At 72.6% G+C, this 15,443-nt stretch carries 22 protein-coding genes and 1 tRNA gene; 16 read left to right on the top strand and 7 right to left on the bottom strand.

Annotated elements, in window-relative coordinates:
• Window positions 1-50 precede the first annotated feature (50 nt).
• From ACQPYN_RS09415 to ACQPYN_RS09400, 4 genes are all read left to right on the top strand, one after another.
• A tRNA-Arg gene (locus ACQPYN_RS09415) sits at window positions 51-125 on the top strand.
• 389 nt (window positions 126-514) lie between these two features.
• Entirely contained in the window at window positions 515-1,009 is a 495-nt protein-coding gene (locus ACQPYN_RS09410) for a DoxX family protein (protein WP_433036201.1), read from the top strand.
• A gap of 117 nt (window positions 1,010-1,126) precedes the next feature.
• A complete protein-coding gene (locus tag ACQPYN_RS09405; RefSeq protein WP_433036199.1) occupies window positions 1,127-1,501 on the top strand; it encodes an ArsR/SmtB family transcription factor in 375 nt (124 codons plus the stop codon).
• On the top strand, window positions 1,473-1,931 hold the full coding sequence (locus tag ACQPYN_RS09400) for an SRPBCC family protein (protein WP_433036197.1): 459 nt from the start codon (window positions 1,473-1,475) through the stop codon (window positions 1,929-1,931). The genes ACQPYN_RS09405 and ACQPYN_RS09400 overlap by 29 nt, the downstream gene beginning before the upstream one ends.
• Window positions 1,932-1,941: 10 nt before the next feature.
• On the opposite strand, the gene ACQPYN_RS09395 is transcribed toward ACQPYN_RS09400, so the two are convergent.
• The 3 genes from ACQPYN_RS09395 to ACQPYN_RS09385 are packed head-to-tail and all read right to left on the bottom strand — an operon-like array spanning window position 1,942 to window position 3,488.
• Window positions 1,942-2,427: an SRPBCC family protein gene (locus tag ACQPYN_RS09395; protein ID WP_433036195.1), complete on the bottom strand. Its 486-nt coding sequence runs from the start codon at window positions 2,425-2,427 to the stop codon at window positions 1,942-1,944.
• Window positions 2,424-2,786 (bottom strand): ArsR/SmtB family transcription factor, encoded by a 363-nt coding sequence (locus tag ACQPYN_RS09390; RefSeq protein WP_433036193.1) that lies wholly within the window; start codon window positions 2,784-2,786, stop codon window positions 2,424-2,426. The genes ACQPYN_RS09395 and ACQPYN_RS09390 overlap by 4 nt, the downstream gene beginning before the upstream one ends.
• A gap of 54 nt (window positions 2,787-2,840) precedes the next feature.
• Complete coding sequence (locus ACQPYN_RS09385) at window positions 2,841-3,488, bottom strand: TetR/AcrR family transcriptional regulator (protein WP_433036191.1); 648 nt, start codon at window positions 3,486-3,488, stop codon at window positions 2,841-2,843.
• 134 nt (window positions 3,489-3,622) lie between these two features.
• Here ACQPYN_RS09385 and ACQPYN_RS09380 point away from each other — a divergent pair, with 134 nt between their 5' ends.
• Entirely contained in the window at window positions 3,623-4,192 is a 570-nt protein-coding gene (locus tag ACQPYN_RS09380) for a hypothetical protein (protein ID WP_433036189.1), read from the top strand.
• A 42-nt stretch (window positions 4,193-4,234) separates the two neighbouring features.
• Here ACQPYN_RS09380 and ACQPYN_RS09375 read toward each other — a convergent pair whose 3' ends face one another.
• Complete coding sequence (locus tag ACQPYN_RS09375; RefSeq protein ID WP_433036187.1) at window positions 4,235-4,753, bottom strand: L,D-transpeptidase; 519 nt, start codon at window positions 4,751-4,753, stop codon at window positions 4,235-4,237.
• A 267-nt stretch (window positions 4,754-5,020) separates the two neighbouring features.
• Here ACQPYN_RS09375 and ACQPYN_RS09370 point away from each other — a divergent pair, with 267 nt between their 5' ends.
• The 3 genes from ACQPYN_RS09370 to ACQPYN_RS09360 all read left to right on the top strand — a co-directional run bounded on the left by ACQPYN_RS09370 (window position 5,021) and on the right by ACQPYN_RS09360 (window position 6,052).
• Window positions 5,021-5,392: a DUF488 domain-containing protein gene (locus ACQPYN_RS09370; RefSeq protein WP_433036185.1), complete on the top strand. Its 372-nt coding sequence runs from the start codon at window positions 5,021-5,023 to the stop codon at window positions 5,390-5,392.
• 62 nt (window positions 5,393-5,454) lie between these two features.
• Window positions 5,455-5,736, top strand: coding sequence for an amphi-Trp domain-containing protein (locus ACQPYN_RS09365; protein ID WP_433036183.1), 282 nt, complete (start codon window positions 5,455-5,457; stop codon window positions 5,734-5,736).
• Between the two features lie 28 nt (window positions 5,737-5,764).
• The gene (locus ACQPYN_RS09360; protein WP_433036181.1) at window positions 5,765-6,052 is read left to right on the top strand and encodes an amphi-Trp domain-containing protein; all 288 of its coding nucleotides are present in this window, start codon (window positions 5,765-5,767) and stop codon (window positions 6,050-6,052) included.
• Here ACQPYN_RS09360 and ACQPYN_RS09355 read toward each other — a convergent pair whose 3' ends face one another.
• Entirely contained in the window at window positions 6,053-7,348 is a 1,296-nt protein-coding gene (locus ACQPYN_RS09355; RefSeq protein ID WP_433036179.1) for an aspartate aminotransferase family protein, read from the bottom strand.
• Between the two features lie 158 nt (window positions 7,349-7,506).
• On the opposite strand from ACQPYN_RS09355, the gene ACQPYN_RS09350 reads away from it, so the two are divergent.
• Window positions 7,507-8,247, top strand: coding sequence for a MerR family transcriptional regulator (locus ACQPYN_RS09350; protein ID WP_433036177.1), 741 nt, complete (start codon window positions 7,507-7,509; stop codon window positions 8,245-8,247).
• A gap of 47 nt (window positions 8,248-8,294) precedes the next feature.
• The gene (locus ACQPYN_RS09345; RefSeq protein ID WP_433036175.1) at window positions 8,295-9,392 is read left to right on the top strand and encodes an NAD-dependent epimerase/dehydratase family protein; all 1,098 of its coding nucleotides are present in this window, start codon (window positions 8,295-8,297) and stop codon (window positions 9,390-9,392) included.
• 9 nt (window positions 9,393-9,401) lie between these two features.
• On the opposite strand, the gene ACQPYN_RS09340 is transcribed toward ACQPYN_RS09345, so the two are convergent.
• Both ACQPYN_RS09340 and ACQPYN_RS09335 read right to left on the bottom strand, forming a co-directional pair.
• On the bottom strand, window positions 9,402-10,127 hold the full coding sequence (locus ACQPYN_RS09340) for a 2OG-Fe(II) oxygenase (protein ID WP_433036173.1): 726 nt from the start codon (window positions 10,125-10,127) through the stop codon (window positions 9,402-9,404).
• Window positions 10,124-10,390, bottom strand: coding sequence for an Ada metal-binding domain-containing protein (locus ACQPYN_RS09335; RefSeq protein WP_433036171.1), 267 nt, complete (start codon window positions 10,388-10,390; stop codon window positions 10,124-10,126). Before ACQPYN_RS09335 ends, ACQPYN_RS09340 begins: the two co-directional genes overlap by 4 nt.
• Window positions 10,391-10,533: 143 nt before the next feature.
• On the opposite strand from ACQPYN_RS09335, the gene ACQPYN_RS09330 reads away from it, so the two are divergent.
• From ACQPYN_RS09330 to ACQPYN_RS09305, 6 genes are all read left to right on the top strand, one after another.
• Window positions 10,534-11,280, top strand: a complete 747-nt coding sequence (locus ACQPYN_RS09330) for a hypothetical protein (RefSeq protein ID WP_433036169.1) — start codon at window positions 10,534-10,536, stop codon at window positions 11,278-11,280.
• 43 nt (window positions 11,281-11,323) lie between these two features.
• Complete coding sequence (locus tag ACQPYN_RS09325) at window positions 11,324-11,767, top strand: helix-turn-helix transcriptional regulator (protein WP_433036167.1); 444 nt, start codon at window positions 11,324-11,326, stop codon at window positions 11,765-11,767.
• A 5-nt stretch (window positions 11,768-11,772) separates the two neighbouring features.
• Window positions 11,773-12,192: a VOC family protein gene (locus ACQPYN_RS09320; protein ID WP_433036165.1), complete on the top strand. Its 420-nt coding sequence runs from the start codon at window positions 11,773-11,775 to the stop codon at window positions 12,190-12,192.
• 29 nt (window positions 12,193-12,221) lie between these two features.
• Window positions 12,222-14,630, top strand: coding sequence for an ATP-binding cassette domain-containing protein (locus tag ACQPYN_RS09315; RefSeq protein ID WP_433036163.1), 2,409 nt, complete (start codon window positions 12,222-12,224; stop codon window positions 14,628-14,630).
• 33 nt (window positions 14,631-14,663) lie between these two features.
• A complete protein-coding gene (locus ACQPYN_RS09310; protein WP_433036161.1) occupies window positions 14,664-15,173 on the top strand; it encodes an N-acetyltransferase family protein in 510 nt (169 codons plus the stop codon).
• Window positions 15,174-15,287: 114 nt separating this feature from the next.
• Window positions 15,288-15,437, top strand: a complete 150-nt coding sequence (locus tag ACQPYN_RS09305; RefSeq protein WP_433036159.1) for a hypothetical protein — start codon at window positions 15,288-15,290, stop codon at window positions 15,435-15,437.
• The last annotated feature ends 6 nt before the right edge of the window (window positions 15,438-15,443 follow it).

The raw sequence follows: 15,443 nt of genomic DNA, 5'->3' as shown, positions 1-15,443 counted from the left end.
ACCCGAGCGTCGGTCCTCGGCGGCCCGTGCGCTAGGCTCGCGACCGGTCCGCCCCCGTAGCTCAGGGGATAGAGCACCGCCCTCCGGAGGCGGTGGCGCAGGTTCGAATCCTGCCGGGGGCACCACGCGATGACCTGCGAAAACGTCCCGGTCCGTCACCAGCTCGAGTCCGCGTGGGACGAACGTTCCCACTCCGGTCCCCTGGCACCTCGCCCACACCGTCGGCGCGCCTGGATCGAGTCACTTCCGAGCGGCTCACAGCGCCTCAGTCCCTGCCGGCACCGACCTGCTGACCGGTCGTCCGCGACGTCGGCGCCCGTCGGCACCGAGCTGCAGGTGGACCGCACTCGGCACCTGCGGCGACTGCGCCGAGCGCCGCGGAAGTGCTTGCCGCGCCCTGCACCGGCCAGGCGACCGTCGTCGCAGCAATGTTCTCGAACCCGGGTAGTGACGCCGTCGGCTTCCGACGATGCTGACCGCGGGCGGCGGTTGCTGGATCAGAAGGAGCACGACCATGGGCGGTAGTGGGGATGTCGAGCACCGATCCGACCGCAGCCCGACCCAACGGTTCTTCAGCACCCGGGTCCGCGGACGCGTCGCCGTGGCCACGGCGGTGCTGCGGATCGTCACCGGCCTGGTGTTCGTGCTGTTCTCCCTGCCGAAGTTCCTCGCTCACGAGGACGAGCTCGCCGAGTTCGTCCGCTACGGGCTCCCCGACTCCAGTGCGATCGTCTACCTGGTCGGCGCCCTCGAACTCGGAGCCGGCCTGATGCTCATCCTCGGGATCGGCACCCGGCTGGCCGCGCTGGGGCTGGCCCTGGACATGGCCGGTGCCGTCGCGACCGCCGGGGTCCAGGTGGGTGGCCCGTTCCACCTCGGCGTGGCCCCGGCGCTGCTGCTCTCGATGGTGTACCTGGTCTGGGCAGGGTCCGGAGCAGCGGCGTTGGACCGCGCACTGGCGACGAGGTTCGCGCCGTCGGCCAGTCGGGGCTCGTCGGGCCCTTCATGAACACCGACCGGCTGGTGGTCCGACCAACCGGTACTCGACCCTTGCCGACGCCCTCACCAGCGTATTTAATCGATAGCGCAATTAACAGGAGTGTTCGGCACGAGAGTCAGGAGTGACATGACCGCCGATCAGCTCAGCCTGACCTTCGCCGCGCTCGCCGACCCGACCCGGCGCGCGATCGTGACCCTGCTCGCCGAGGGCGAGGCCACCGTCAACGAGGTCGCTGCCCGGTTCCCGATCAGCGTTCCGGCGATCTCCCGGCACCTCAAGGTCCTCGAAGGCGCCGGACTGATCACCCGCAGCCGCGAAGCCCAGTGGCGCCACAATCGCCTGCACACCGCGCCGTTCGACGACGCGATGGACTGGATGCAGGCCCGGACCCGGACCTGGCAGGCCCGCATGGACCGGCTCGAGGCACACCTGCGCGCGCACCCGGACAACCCTGGCGAGCGAGGAGCCCGCGATGCCCGAGCAGACCCCCACCCCGACTGACCAGCACGTCCTGATCACCCGTGTGTTCGACGCCCCCCGCGAACGCGTCTTCCGGGCCTGGACAGACCCAGAGGCGCTGGCCGCCTGGTACGGCCCCGAGCACATCGAGGTGCCCCGCGACCGCATCGAGATCGACCTGCGGGTCGGCGGCCGCTACCACCTCACCATGCTGGCCCCCGACGGCAGCGAGTTCACCGTCGGCTACGAGATCGTCGAGCTGGTCGAGCCCGAGCTGCTCGTGCTGCGCTCGGACCCCATGCCCCAGATGGGCATGCCAGAGCCCAGCGTGCTGCGGGTCGAGTTCCACGATCACGGCACCAAGACCCGCATGACACTCAGCGACGGCCCCTACCCCACCCGCGGTCGGGCCGGCGCCGAGGCCGGCTGGACGGCCGCCGTCATCAAGCTCGCGGCCCTGCTCAGCTCCTGAACTCCATCTCTCACGACCGGCCTCCCGCGGCCACCGTCTGCGCGTACGCAGCGAGCAGCGCGACCCAGCCGCCGCCGCCGTGTTCGATGGCGCCGTGGACGCCTTCGCCGCCGACGAGGCGCTCGAAGTGTCGGTGCTCGACCTCGACCGTGGTCTGCTCCGGCCCGTCGGCGTGGAAGCGGACCTCGATCTCGCTGGCGTGCGAGGGGTCGGGGTCGAACTGCCAGTCGCCACCGATCTGCCAGGTGAACACGACCCGCTCCGTGGGCTCCCAGGCCAGAACCCGGCCCCAGTCGCACTCGGAGCCGTCGACGCCGCGCTCGAACCACCGTCCCCCTTCGTGCGGCTCGAGGATCACGTCGGCGACCTCGGACGATCCGATGTGGTACTGCCGCGGCCACCAGGCACCGAAGTGGCCGGTGAACAACGCGAACGCCTTGTCACGGCCGACGTTGACGGTGGTCTTGCCCTCGATCGCCGGAATCGGTGTGGTCATGGTTGCTCCTTGCGGGGCTGGTCTGCGGGGTCGGTGCCGGCGTTCTCGTCGGCGACGGCCTGTTCAGCGAACTTGTGAAAGTCGGCGAGGGCGTGCTCCCAGACGCCGTCGAGCCAGCTCCGCAAGGCGGCCACGCCCTGCGGGTTGAGGCGGTAGATGCGGCGTGTGCCCTCGGCGTGGGAGACGACCAGTCCGCCGTCCTTGAGCGCCTTGAGGTGCTGGGACACGGCCGGGCGGCTGATCGGGAGTTGCTCGGCGAGTTCGCCGACCGAGCTGGGCCGGCGCGCCAGCGTCTCGAAGATCGCGCGGCGCATCGGGTCGCCGAGCAACCCGAGGCCCGCGTCTCCGTAAGCTGACACGAACCGTAAGCTACGGCGAACCGACGAACGTGTCGAGCCCTCGCTCAGCGCCCGCTACCGAGGGCTCCCGCGTCGGGGGTCGATCGGCCGGCCGTCGAGGCCCGTCGGGTGGACGACGTGGAGCAGCCCTTCCACACCTCGGCGCAGGACGACCCCGACGTCCGCGGCACCGTCGATCTGGGCGCCCGCCATGGCGCCGTCGCGCATGACGATGAAGTGCTGGGCGGCCTCGCGGGGGTCGGGGCGCTCGACGTCGGTGTCGAAGATCCGGGCGAACAGCTCCGTGATCGTGGCGGCGTACCAGGCCCGGTGCTCGAGCACGGCCCGGTGGATCGGGTCGTCGGGGTCGGGGAACTCGGTGGCGGCCTTGAGGAAGGCACACCCACGGAAGCCCGGGGTCGTCAGGCTCTCCGCCACCGAGTCGCCGATGGCCCGGAGCGCCTCGATCGGTGTGGCCGCGCCGTCGATGTCGGCCTGCACCCGGTCACGCGTCTGTGCGTCGACCCCGCGCAGGTAGGCCACGACGAGGTCGTCCTTGGACGGGAAGTGGCGGTAGAAGGTGGCCCGCGTCGTCGGGACCTCGGCGAGGATCCGCTCGACACCGACCGCCCGGATGCCCTCGCCGTAGAAGAGCCCGCCGGCGACGGACAGCAACCGCTCACGAGCAGGCGAGCGGCCGGCGTCTCCCCTGCTGGCGGCCATGCCCCACGTTAACAGAAAGAACGATCGGTCTTGCATCTGAGGCGTCAGAGGTTGATGCTGGCGAGCACGTAGAGAGAACGGTCTTTCTACTATGCGTGCGTGGGTCGGCCCACGCTGAACGAGGGGAACCCGTCATGACCACCGCCACCACGCCCGTCCCGGTCGCGTCCGGCGACCCGTCCACCCTGCGTCGCCTCCACCTCGCCCGTTTCGGCTTCGCCGTCGTCTGGGCCCTGCTGCTGCTCGTGGTCGGGTCGCACCTCGGCCCGCTGACCGCGGCCCTGCTCGTGCTCTACCCGCTCGTCGACGTGGCGGCGGCCGCGGTCGACGCACGGTCGTCGCGAGCCGCGACTCCGGGGGCCCGGAGCGCCGTGGGGCTGCGGGCCACCATGACCATCAGTGCTCTCGCCGCGATCGGGCTGGCCGTCGCCCTCTCCTCGGGCATTCCGGCCGTCCTGCGCGTCTGGGGTGTGTGGGCGGTCGTCGCCGGCGTCGTGCAGCTCGTCGTCGCGATCCGCCGTCGATCCCTGGGCGGGCAGGGGGCGATGATCGCGAGCGGGTCGATCTCCGTGCTGGCCGGGGTCGCCTTCGTCCTCATGGCCTCGGCCGCCGGAGCGTCGCTCGCCGGCCTCGCCGGCTACGCCCTGCTGGGCGGCATCTTCTTCCTCGTCTCGGCGCTGCGCCTCGGACGCGCGCGCCGATGAGCCGACGACGGCTCGACGTCCCCGATCAGCGGTGGAGCGGTCCTACGACGCCTCGCCCCGCGCCGCCCGCTCCTGCGAGCCGTTGACCACCTGCACCTTGTCGCCGTTCTGCAGGTCGTTGAACACCGCCTCGGCGTCGGCGGCCTTCATCCGGATGCACCCGGCCGACGAGCGCGAGGGGTCACCTCCGTGGAAGGCGATCCCGCCGTCGGCGAAGAACGTCGAGAAGGGCATCGGGGCGGGCCGACCCTCGGCGGTCCGCGACTCCCCGCTGACGTGGTCGCGGTCCTTGCGGTAGACGCGGAACGAGTGGCCCACCGGCGTGGCCCGTCCCTCGCCGCCGGAGGAGATCGTCATCGGCCCGCGGGTCACCTTCCCGTCGCGGATCAGCCAGGCCCGCTGGGACTCCAGGTCGACGCACGCCCGCGCCGACACCGAGCACGGGGTGCCGGGCACCAACGCCTCGGCGTGGGTCTCCCGGGCGACCTGGCTCGCCTCGGGGCTCTCCGACGCGGCGTCGGCCAGCGCCGGGCCGGCGAGGAGACCGACGGTCGTGGTCACGGCGGCGCCCGCGAGCGCGATCGTCAGACCCCGGCGTGGGCGGCGACCCGGGGACCGGGTGCCCTCCCACCGATGACGTCCGCTGCCCGACGTGGCTCCGATACCGATGACTGGACCTCCCGAGATCGCGGGGCAGGTGCCCTGCGCGTGCCGCTTCCCCGTCCCCATCGACCCGGACGGGTCAGCCCCGGAGCCTCCGAACGGGTGACGCCGGGGCGACCCCGGTCAGAGCAGCGTCGAACGGTCGCTCTGGACGAGGATGAGCGCGTGCCGTCACCCGAGATCGCCGTGGGCCGGGTCTACGACCCGCGCGAGCCCGACCGCCTCCGGGTCCTGGTGGACCGGCTGTGGCCCCGGGGCCTGCGCAAGGACGCGGCCGACCTCGACCGGTGGGCCAAGGACGTCGCGCCGTCGAACGAGCTGCGGTCCTGGTACGGGCACGCGCCCGACCGCTTCGACGAGTTCGCGCGCCGCTACCGCGCCGAGCTCGCCGAGCCGGAGCGCGCGCAGGCCCTCGACGACCTGCGCGCGTGGCAGGACGGACGCGGTCTCACCCTGCTCACCGCCACGACGGACCTGGTCACGAGCCACGCGACCGTCCTCGCCGAGGTCCTCGCGGCTCGGCCTCGACGGCCCTGACCCTCGTCGAGGGCGGCCCGGCGGAGGAGAGTGGCCGGTTCCTCCGAGGAAGGAGCGGTGAGATGTCGAAGGACGAGATCGAGCAGAAGGCGACCCTGTCGCGCCAGGAGGTCGCGCGGTGGCTGGCGGATCTGGCGAAGGCGGTCGAGGACGGCGGCACCATGCAGGTCTCGCTGGCCGGCCCGCCCGTGACGCTGGAGCTGCCCGAGGAGTTCCGCTGCGAGCTGGAGATCGAGCCGCACGGCGAGACGGTCGAACTGGAGATCGAGCTGAGGTGGCCGAGGACCGGCTCGCGACCCCGTCACGACGGCCCCGTCGCCGCTACCCTCGCCGGGCCGGAGTGAGATCGAATTCCCCAGGAGAGGAGCACCCATGGCGGGTGGAAAGATCGAGCAGAGGGTCATCCTGTCGCGCCAGGAGGCCGCCAAGTGGCTCCACTCGCTCGCGAACGCCCTCGAGAACGGCGGCACGACGGAGGTGTCCCTGGTCGGACCGGGCGTGGCGCTCAACCTGCCCGACGAGTTCGAGGTCGAGCTGGAGCTGGAGCCCTACGGCGACAAGATCGAGCTGGAGTTCGAGCTCATGTGGCCGAACTCCGGCGCCGAGCCGGCGGCCGAGGAGAAGCGCTCGCGGGTCGCGGCGGCCGACGGCCTGCGCTGATCAGCTGGTCTCGGCGGTCAGGGCCTCGTCGAGGATCGCGACCCCGCGGTCGATCTCGGCGTCCGAGGCCGTGAGCGGCGGGGCGATCCGGAAGATCCCGCCCATGCCCGGCAGCTGCACGATGTTCATGTGCAGGCCGAGATCGGCGCAGCGCCGGGTGACGGCGGCGCCGAGCGCGTCGGCGTCGCCGGATCCCCCGTCCACCAGCTCGAGCCCCACCAGCAGCCCGCGTCCCCGCACGTCGCCGATCACCTTGTGCCGCTCCGCGAGCTCGAGCAGCCCACCCTGCAGGCGATCGCCGAGCTCGCGGGCGCGCTCGTCGAGGCGGTCGCGGATCAGGACGTCCAGCACGGTGTTGCCGACGGCGGCGGGCAGCGGGTCGTTGACGTGGGTCGTGAAGAACAGGAACCCGCGGTCGTGGGCCTCCTGCTCGATCGCGTCGCTGGTCAGCACCGCCGCCAGCGGCAGCCCGGCGCCGAGGGTCTTCGACAGGGTCAGGATGTCGGGGATGACGCCGTCGCGCTGGAAGGCGTACCAGTCCCCGGTGCGGCACAGGCCCGTCTGCGCCTCGTCGACGATCAGCAGCATGCCGCGCTCGTGGCACTTGTCCCGCAGCGCGGCGAGGTAGCCGGGCGGGAGGTCGACGACGCCGCCGGAGCTCAGGATCGGCTCGACCAGGCAGGCCGCGAGGCTGCCGACCGACTGGGCGTCGATCAGGTCGAACCCGAGGTCGAGCTGGCGGCGCCAGTCCAGCTCCCCGTCCGCGTCGACGAGGTCGGGCCGGAACCGGTCGGGCACCGGCAGGGCGAAGTTGCCAGGCGCGGCGGGGCCGTACCCGGTGCGTCCGGCGACGTAGGTCGCGTTCGCGGCGGCGCCGGTCATGCCGTGCCAGGACCGCGCGAACGAGACGATCTCGTGGCGTCCGGTGACGAGCTTCGCCATCCGCAGCGCCGCCTCGTTGGACTCGGCGCCCGTGGTCAGCAGCATCGCCTTCTCCAGCGGCGCCGGGAGCGTCTCCGCCAGCCGCCGGGCGAGGTCGAGGACCGGGCGGCTCAGCATTCCGCTGTAGAGGTGGTCGAGGCGGCCGACCTGCTCGCGGACGGTCGCCACGATCTCCGGGTGGCCGTGCCCGAGGATCGCGCTCATCTGCCCGGACGTGAAGTCCAACAGCTCGCGCCCGTCCTCGGTGATCACCGTGCTGCCGGTGGCCCGGTCCGCGATGCCGGGGCTGAACCCGCCCCGGCCGGAGTACCGGATCAGGTGTCGCTCGCGGTCGGGAGGCGTGGGCTCCGGCATGGTCGGCGACGCTACGGCCCGGACGTCGCCTCCGGCAGGTCCTCGTCGCCGTGCCGGCGCGGGCGAGGTCCGTCACGCTTGACCATGCCGCAGCGGCACGGTTTTCACTGTCGTCCGCACACCTCGCCCGAGGTCCGACGACAGGAGGAGCAGCCCCCATGGCGTGGAGCACCCGGCAGCTCGCCGAGCTCACCGGCACCACCCTGCGCACGGTCCGGCACTACCACGAGGTCGGCCTGCTCGAGGAGCCGAAGCGGCGCGCCAACGGCTACAAGCAGTACGGCGTGGCCCACCTCGTGCGCGTCCTGCGGATCAAGCGCCTGACCGATCTCGGCCTCTCGCTCGCCGAGATCGCCGAGATGGGCGACGCCGACGAGCACCCCGAGGCGGCGCTGCGGAAGCTGGACGCGGAGCTCGCGGAGAGCATCGAGCGGCTGCAGCGGATCCGCGCCGAGCTCGCCCTCATCCTGCGCGAGGCGGCGCCGACCGACCTGCCGCCCGAGATCGCCCCGGCCGCCGCCCGCGCGGACCTCTCGGACGCCGACCGCTCCTACATGGTCGTCCTCTCCCGGGTGCTCGGGCCGAAGGGCATCAAGGCCTACGCGGACCTGATGTCGAACTACCAGCACGAACCCCTCATGACCGAGTTCGACGAGCTCTCCCCCGAGGCCGACGAGCAGACCCGCCAGGACCTCGCCGAACGGATGCTCCCCCACGTCCGCGCCCTGCGGGCCGAGCACCCCGAGCTGCGGACCGCGGACGAGGACGCTCCGCAGGGCGCGAAGTTCGCCGCCCGCACCATGGGCCAGGCGATGATCGAGCTCTACTCCCCGGCCCAGCTCGACGTCCTGAAGCGGGTGGGGCGGCTCACCCTCGAGACGCCGGATGAGGGGGCCTGATCCGGGGCCGGATGCTTCGGGTGAAGCGTCCGTGTCCTGAGCAACGGGTGGCGGTCGGCCCGCGGCGCGTGGTGGGGCTCACCGTCCGGTTCCCGCCCCGTGGCGGCGGGAAGCCCGCGGTGTTCGCGGCGTCGATCGGTGTGCCCGCGACGGCCCGCACCCCTCGCCACGACCTCCCGAGGCGCCCGTTCATGACCACCCGCCCTGCCACCCTCCACGGCGCCCTGCGCGGTCGCCCGGTCCTCGTCACCGGTGCCACCGGCTTCCTGGGCCGCCACCTCGCGCGCCGGCTGTTGCGCGACGGCGCCGAGGTCCACGCCCTGACCCGCGACGCCGGTGCCCCGCGCCCCGACCTGCCCGGCGTGACCTGGCACCAGGGCGACCTCACCGACGCGGACGGTGTCGAGGACCTCGTCCGCCGGGTCGCCCCCGCCGCGGTGTTCCACCTGGCCAGCCAGGTGCAGGGCCGACGCGACAGCGCCCTCGCCCTGCCCATGCTGGAGGCCAACACCCGCGCCGCGGTCGCGGTGATGACCGCCGCCCACGCGCTGCCCGGCTGCCGCGTCGTGCTCGCCGGCTCGATCGAGGAGCCCCGCGGGGAGGACGCCCCGGTCTCCCCGTACGCCGCCGCCAAGTCCGCGGCGACCGGCTACGCGCGTCTGTTCCACACCCAGTGGGACCTGCCCGTCACCGTGCTGCGCATCGCCATGGTCTACGGGCCCGACCAGCCCGACGACCACAAGCTCGTCCCCTACGTCTGCACGTGCGTGCTCGACGGCGTCGCGCCCGCCCTGAGCAGCGGCACCCGTCCCGTCGACTGGGTCTACGTCGACGACGTGTGCGACGCCCTGGTCCGGGCCGCCACCGCCGAGGAGGCGCCGGGCCGCGTGGTCGACATCGGCTCCGGGCACACCGCCACCGTCGCCGAGGTCGCCACCGAGCTGGCCGACCTGGCGCACTACCGGGGCCCGCTCGGTTTCGGCGACGTCTCCGACCGCCGCCACGACGCCGCACACGTCGCCGACACCGGGCCCGCCGCCGAGCACCTCGGCTGGGCCGCGACCACGCCCCTGCGCGACGGCCTCGCCCGCACCCTCGCCTGGCACGCCGGCCGACGACGGACGCCGCCCGCGCTCAGCGCGTGAACCCGCCCCTCACCGGGCGTTGTGGAAGATGATGCCGAGCACGTGACGCTCGCCGGTGTGCACCGCCGAGACGCCGTGGCGCATCTGCACGCGATGGTGGCCGCGGGAGCCCTGCTTCGGGCGGTGGCGCACCGGGAAGACCACCGCCTGCCCCAGGCCGGGGCGCGCCACCATCGGGCGCGACTGCTGCCGGGGCCGCTGCTCGACGAACACGCTCTCCCCGCCGGTGAAGTCGACGTCGGGCGTGTTGAGCATGACGAGCACCTGCAGCGGGAAGGTCAGGTCGCCGTAGACGTCCTGGTGCAGGCAGTTGTAGCCGGTGGGGCCGTAGCGCAGCACGAGCGGCGTGGGCTTCTGCTGGCCCGCCGCGGCGCACGCCTCGACGAGCCCGTCGTGGCGCTCGGGGAAGGTGTCCTCCCCGAGCAGCCCGGCCCAGCGGTTCGCGATCCGCGCGAGCGGCGGGTACAGCCGGGTGCGCAACGTCTGCACCAGCGACGGGAGCGGGTCGGCGAAGTAGCGGTAGCGGCCCTCGCCGAACGACAGCCGCGCCATGTCGATCGTGGACCGGAACGCGTCCTCGTCGTCGAAGACGTCGATCATCTGCCGGCACTGCTCGGGGTCCAGCAGCGGCGCGGTCGTCGCGAACCCGTCGCGGTCGAGGCGGGCGGCGAGGTCGTCCCAGTCGACGCGGTCGACGGCGGGGATCTCGTCGGTCGTGGTGGGGCTCGTCGTCATCGGTCCTCCTGGAGGGTCGTCCACTGGTCGTACTCGCGGGGCAGGCACACCGCACAGGGCCGGTAGCCCGCGGCGCGGGCGGCCTCGTTGTCGGCGAAGAACACCCGGTGGGCCGCATAGTGGCCGCGGGCGAGCCACCGCCGCGCGCTCGGGCAGTCGAGCCGGCCGTAGATGCGCAGGCGGCGGTGGCCGCCGAGGGTGCCGGCCGTCGACGAGGCGCGGCTCCGGCCGTCGGCCCCGAGGAGTCGGTAGCGCCGGGTCACACGAGGGAGAACCCCGATCGGGTCACCGGCGTGGCACGCACGGGCCCGGGTGTCGGCGCGCCATCACCCATGAGGCACCGTGCGGACAGGCATTCCGCTGCGGAAACGGCGCCCGCCGAAGCGTCCTGGGAGGAATCAGAAGTATGTCCGACACGACTCACAACGAGACCGTGGCGACGGACGATCCGCCGGCCGGGGACGGCGAGGCCGGCACCGGGACCGGGAGCACCACCGCGACGGACAGCACGACCCCGGCGGACAGCACTCCCGACGACGCCGGCACCCCGGCCGACAGCGCTCCCGACGAGGGCGCCGACACCGCGGCCGACACCGCGCCCGACACCCCGGCCGACACCCCGGCCGACGAGGCGGACACGACGGCCGACGCCGAGCCGGCGGCCGCGACCGACAGCGACGAGACCGATGACACCGACGACGACGACGACCTCACCGACGAGGACGACGACGAGCCCGCGGGCCGTCCCCTGGGCCTCGTCATCGCCCTCGGCGCCGTCGCCGCGATCGCGGTCGTCGCGCTGGCGGTGACCGCGCTGCTCTACCCCGGCTTCCTGGTCAACCCGGGCTCCCCGGACGACCGCGCCGCGCAGATCACCACCGCGCTCGCGAGCAAGGACGGGGCGGCGCTCGACGCGGCGTCCTGCCGCACCCCGAACGGCCAGCCGCTGAACCCGCTCACGCCGGACGCGCTCACGCTGATCCAGTCGGCGGTCCCGGCCGGGCCGTCGCAGCTCATGCTCGACACCCAGGCGCGGGCGCCGATCGACCTCACGCTGAGCGCCCAGGGGCAGACGCAGACCCTGCCCGCCGACCTGGTGCTCGGCGTGACCGACGGTGAGTGGTGCATGACGGGGCTCACCCAGCGTCAGTGAGGGTGATGGACGACGGGCAGCCGGGCGGGGAAGGATCGTCCCCGTGGACGTTCCGGACACCCACCGCCTGCGCGACCTCGCGCGGCTGCGCCGTGTCCGCGACCGGATCGACCGCGAGTACGCGCAGCCGCTCGACGTCGAGGCGCTCGCGCGCGGCGCGGCCGTGTCGGCGGGGCACCTGAGCCGCGAGTTCCGGCGGGTCTTCGGCGAATCGCCCTACAGCTACCTCATGACGCGGCGCATCGAGCGCGCCATGGCCCTGCTGCGCCGGGGCGACCTGAGCGTCACCGAGGTCTGCTTCGCGGTGGGCTGCTCGTCGCTGGGCACCTTCAGCACCCGCTTCACCGAGCTCGTCGGCATGTCGCCGAGCGCCTACCGGAAGCAGACGGCGGGCCCCGGTCCGGGGATGCCGCCCTGCGTGTCGAAGCAGGTGACACGACCGGTCAGGAATCGAGAAGCACGGGTCTCCGGGGCGCCCCTAGCGTGACCGCCATGAGCACACCCGACCTCACCATCCACCACACCTTCCTCCCCCACACCGACAACGAGGCCTCGCTCGCGTTCTACCGCGACACCCTCGGCTTCGAGGTGCGCAACGACGTCGAGTGGAACGGGCTGCACTGGCTCACCGTCGGCCCCGTCGACCAGCCCGCGACCTCGATCGTGCTGTACCCGCCCGCGGCCCAGCCCGGGATGACCGAGGAGGAGCGACGCACCGTGGCCGAGATGATGGCCAAGGGCACCTTCGCGTCGATCAACCTCGCCACCACCGACCTCGACGGCACCTTCGAGCGCCTGCAGTCCGGTGACGCCGAGGTCGTCCAGGAGCCCACCGAGCAGCCGTGGGGCATCCGCGACGCCGCCTTCCGCGACCCTGCGGGCAGCATGATCCGGATCTTCGAGGTGAAGTGACGCATCCGCCCGCAGGAACGGAGCCCTTGATGAGCACGGCCACCAGCACGGCCACCAGCACAGGCGCGCCGGCGCAGGCCGCGGCCGACAGCCACGACCTGATCCGCGTCCACGGCGCGCGCGAGAACAACCTGCGCGACGTGAGCGTCGAGCTACCCAAGCGCCGGCTCACGGTCTTCACCGGCGTCTCCGGCTCGGGCAAGAGCTCGCTGGTGTTCTCGACGATCGCCGCCGAGTCCCAGCGGATGATCAACGAGACGTACAGCGCGTTCCTGCAGGGGCTGATGCCCACCCTCAACCGGCCGGACGTCGACGTCCTCGACGGGCTGACCACCGCGATCGTCGTCGGCCAGGAGCGGATGGGCGGCGACGTCCGCTCCACCGTCGGCACCGCCACCGACACCGGCGCGATGCTGCGCATCCTGTTCAGCCGGCTCGGCGAGCCGCACATCGGCGGACCCCAGGCGTTCTCGTTCAACGTGGCGTCGATCAGCGGGGCGGGGGCGGTCACCCTCGAGAAGGGCGGCCGGGAGATCAAGGAACGCCGCGAGTTCAGCATCACCGGCGGCATGTGCCCCCGCTGCGAGGGCCGGGGCACCGCGTCGGACTTCGACCTCACCGCGCTCTACGACGACTCCAAGTCGATCGACGAGGGCGCGATCACGATCCCCGGCATGAGCATGGACGGCTGGTTCGGCCGCATCCTGCGCGGCTGCGGCTTCTTCCCCGCGGACAAGCCGATCGCGCAGTTCACGAAGCGGGAGCTGGATGCCCTGCTCTACAAGGAGCCGACGAAGCTCAAGATCGAGGGCATCAACCTCACCTACACCGGCCTGATCCCCCAGATCCAGAAGTCGTTCCTGTCCAAGGACCGGGAGGCGATGCAGCCATACGTCCGCGCGTTCGTGGACCGGGCGGTCGTCTTCGCGGAGTGCCCGGAGTGCGGCGGCACCCGCCTGTCCGAGGCCGCGCGGTCGTCGAAGATCGCGGGCGTCCACATCGGCGAGGTCAGCGCCTGGCAGATCAGCGACGTGGCCGACTGGATCCACGGCCTCGACGAACCCTCCGTCGCGCCGCTGCTGTCGTCGCTCTCGGAGACGCTGGACTCGTTCGTCGAGATCGGGCTCGGCTACCTGTCCCTCGACCGCCCGGCGGGCACGCTGTCCGGCGGCGAGGCGCAGCGCACCAAGATGATCCGGCACCTCGGGTCGGCGCTCACCGACGTCACCTACGTCTTCGACGAGCCCACCATCGGGCTGCACCCGCACGACATCGACCGGATGAACACGCTCCTGCTGCGCCTGCGCGACAAGGGCAACACCGTGCTCGTCGTCGAGCACAAGCCGGAGACGATCGCGATCGCCGACCAGGTCGTCGACCTCGGACCGGGCGCCGGCACCGCCGGCGGGGAGGTCGTCTACCAGGGCAGCCTCGACGGGCTGCGGGCCAGCGGCACCCTGACCGGGCGACACCTCGACGACCGCGCCACGCTCAAGACGTCGGTACGCACGCCGGACGGCGCGATGGAGGTGCGCGGCGCGGACTCCCACAACCTGCGCAACGTCGACGTCGACATCCCGCTGGGCGTGCTCGTGGCCGTCACCGGGGTGGCCGGCTCGGGCAAGACCTCGCTGATCCACGGCTCGGTGGCGTCGCGGGACGGCGTGGTGCTCGTCGACCAGACCGCGATCAAGGGCTCGCGACGCAGCAACCCGGCGACCTACACCGGCCTGCTCGAGCCGATCCGCAAGGCGTTCGCCAAGGCCAACGGCGTGAAGCCGGCCCTGTTCAGCGCGAACTCCGAGGGCGCCTGCCCGAACTGCAACGGCGCCGGCGTCATCTACACCGACCTCGGGATCATGGCGGGCATCTCGACGCTCTGCGAGGTGTGCGAGGGCAAGCGCTTCGACGCCTCGGTGCTCGAGTACACCCTCGGCGGGAAGGACATCGCCGAGGTGCTGGCGATGCCGGTGTCCGAGGCCGTCGAGTTCTTCGGGGCCGGCGACGCGAAGACGCCGGCCGCCCACAAGATCCTCGTCCGGCTCGCCGACGTCGGTCTCGGCTACCTCACGCTCGGCCAGCCGCTGACGACGCTCTCGGGCGGCGAGCGCCAGCGGCTCAAGCTGGCCACGCAGATGGGCGAGCAGGGTGGCGTCTACGTGCTCGACGAGCCCACCACGGGCCTGCACCTCGCCGACGTGGAGCAGCTGCTGGGCCTGCTGGACCGCCTCGTCGACTCCGGCAAGTCGGTGATCGTCATCGAGCACCACCAGGCGGTCATGGCGCACGCCGACTGGATCATCGACCTCGGGCCGGGTGCGGGGCACGACGGCGGCCGGGTGGTGTTCGAGGGGACGCCGGCCGACCTCGTCGCCGGCCGTTCCACCCTCACCGGCGAGCACCTGGCGGCCTACGTGGGGCGCTGGGATCGGGGCTGACGGAATCGGACACGGCCCCTACCCTCGGACCGCATGCCGGTCGGACGGTCCTGGCCGCTGGTCCTCGCCGACGAGACCACGGTCGAGCTGCGCCCTGTCCGCAGCGACGACGCCGCGGCGCTCGCCGACGGCTACCAGCAGCTCAGCGCCCACTCGGCCTACAGCCGGTTCCACACGCTGTACTCCGAGCTGTCACCGACGCAGCTCCGGTACTTCACCGAGCTCGACCACCACGACCACGAGGCCCTCGGGGCCGTCCTCCCGGACACGGGCGAGGGCCTCGGGATCGCCCGCTACGTCCGCGACACCGAGGACCCGACGCACGCCGAGCTGGCCCTGACCGTGCTCGACGCGTGGCAGGGCCGGGGTCTCGGGCGCGGGCTCCTCGACGCCCTCGCCGACCGGGCGCGCGAGGAGGGCATCACCTGCTTCACCGCGGACGTGCTGAGCGAGAACCGCGCGATGCTCGAGCTGATGCGTCGCGCGGGGCCGGTGGAGATGGAGCGCGACGGCGACACGACCATCGCCCACCTCGAGCTCTGACTGCTGCGCCTCGTCATTGTTGACGACGTACAGCGCCGATCGGGTGATACGTACAGACGCCTGCTCGGCGTCGCTGTCACCGTGGGTGACCTCGTTCCGTCGTCGGAGGCCCTCATGTCGCTGAGCACCCTGCCCCGGCCCGTGACCGCGCCGTCCGGGCCCCACGAGCACACCCGCGCCTGCTACTGGGACCACCTCGCGTGCCGGTGGGCCTGCGCGCAGGAGCGGACCGTCCCCGCACCGCGTCGAGCCCCCGGGCGCTGACTCACT

This window comes from Actinomycetospora sp. CA-053990 (assembly GCF_050948445.1).
In the GTDB taxonomy this organism is placed as follows: domain Bacteria; phylum Actinomycetota; class Actinomycetes; order Mycobacteriales; family Pseudonocardiaceae; genus Actinomycetospora; species Actinomycetospora callitridis.
Note: the sequence above shows the minus strand (reverse complement) of the source record. Positions and strands in the feature narration are given on the sequence as shown.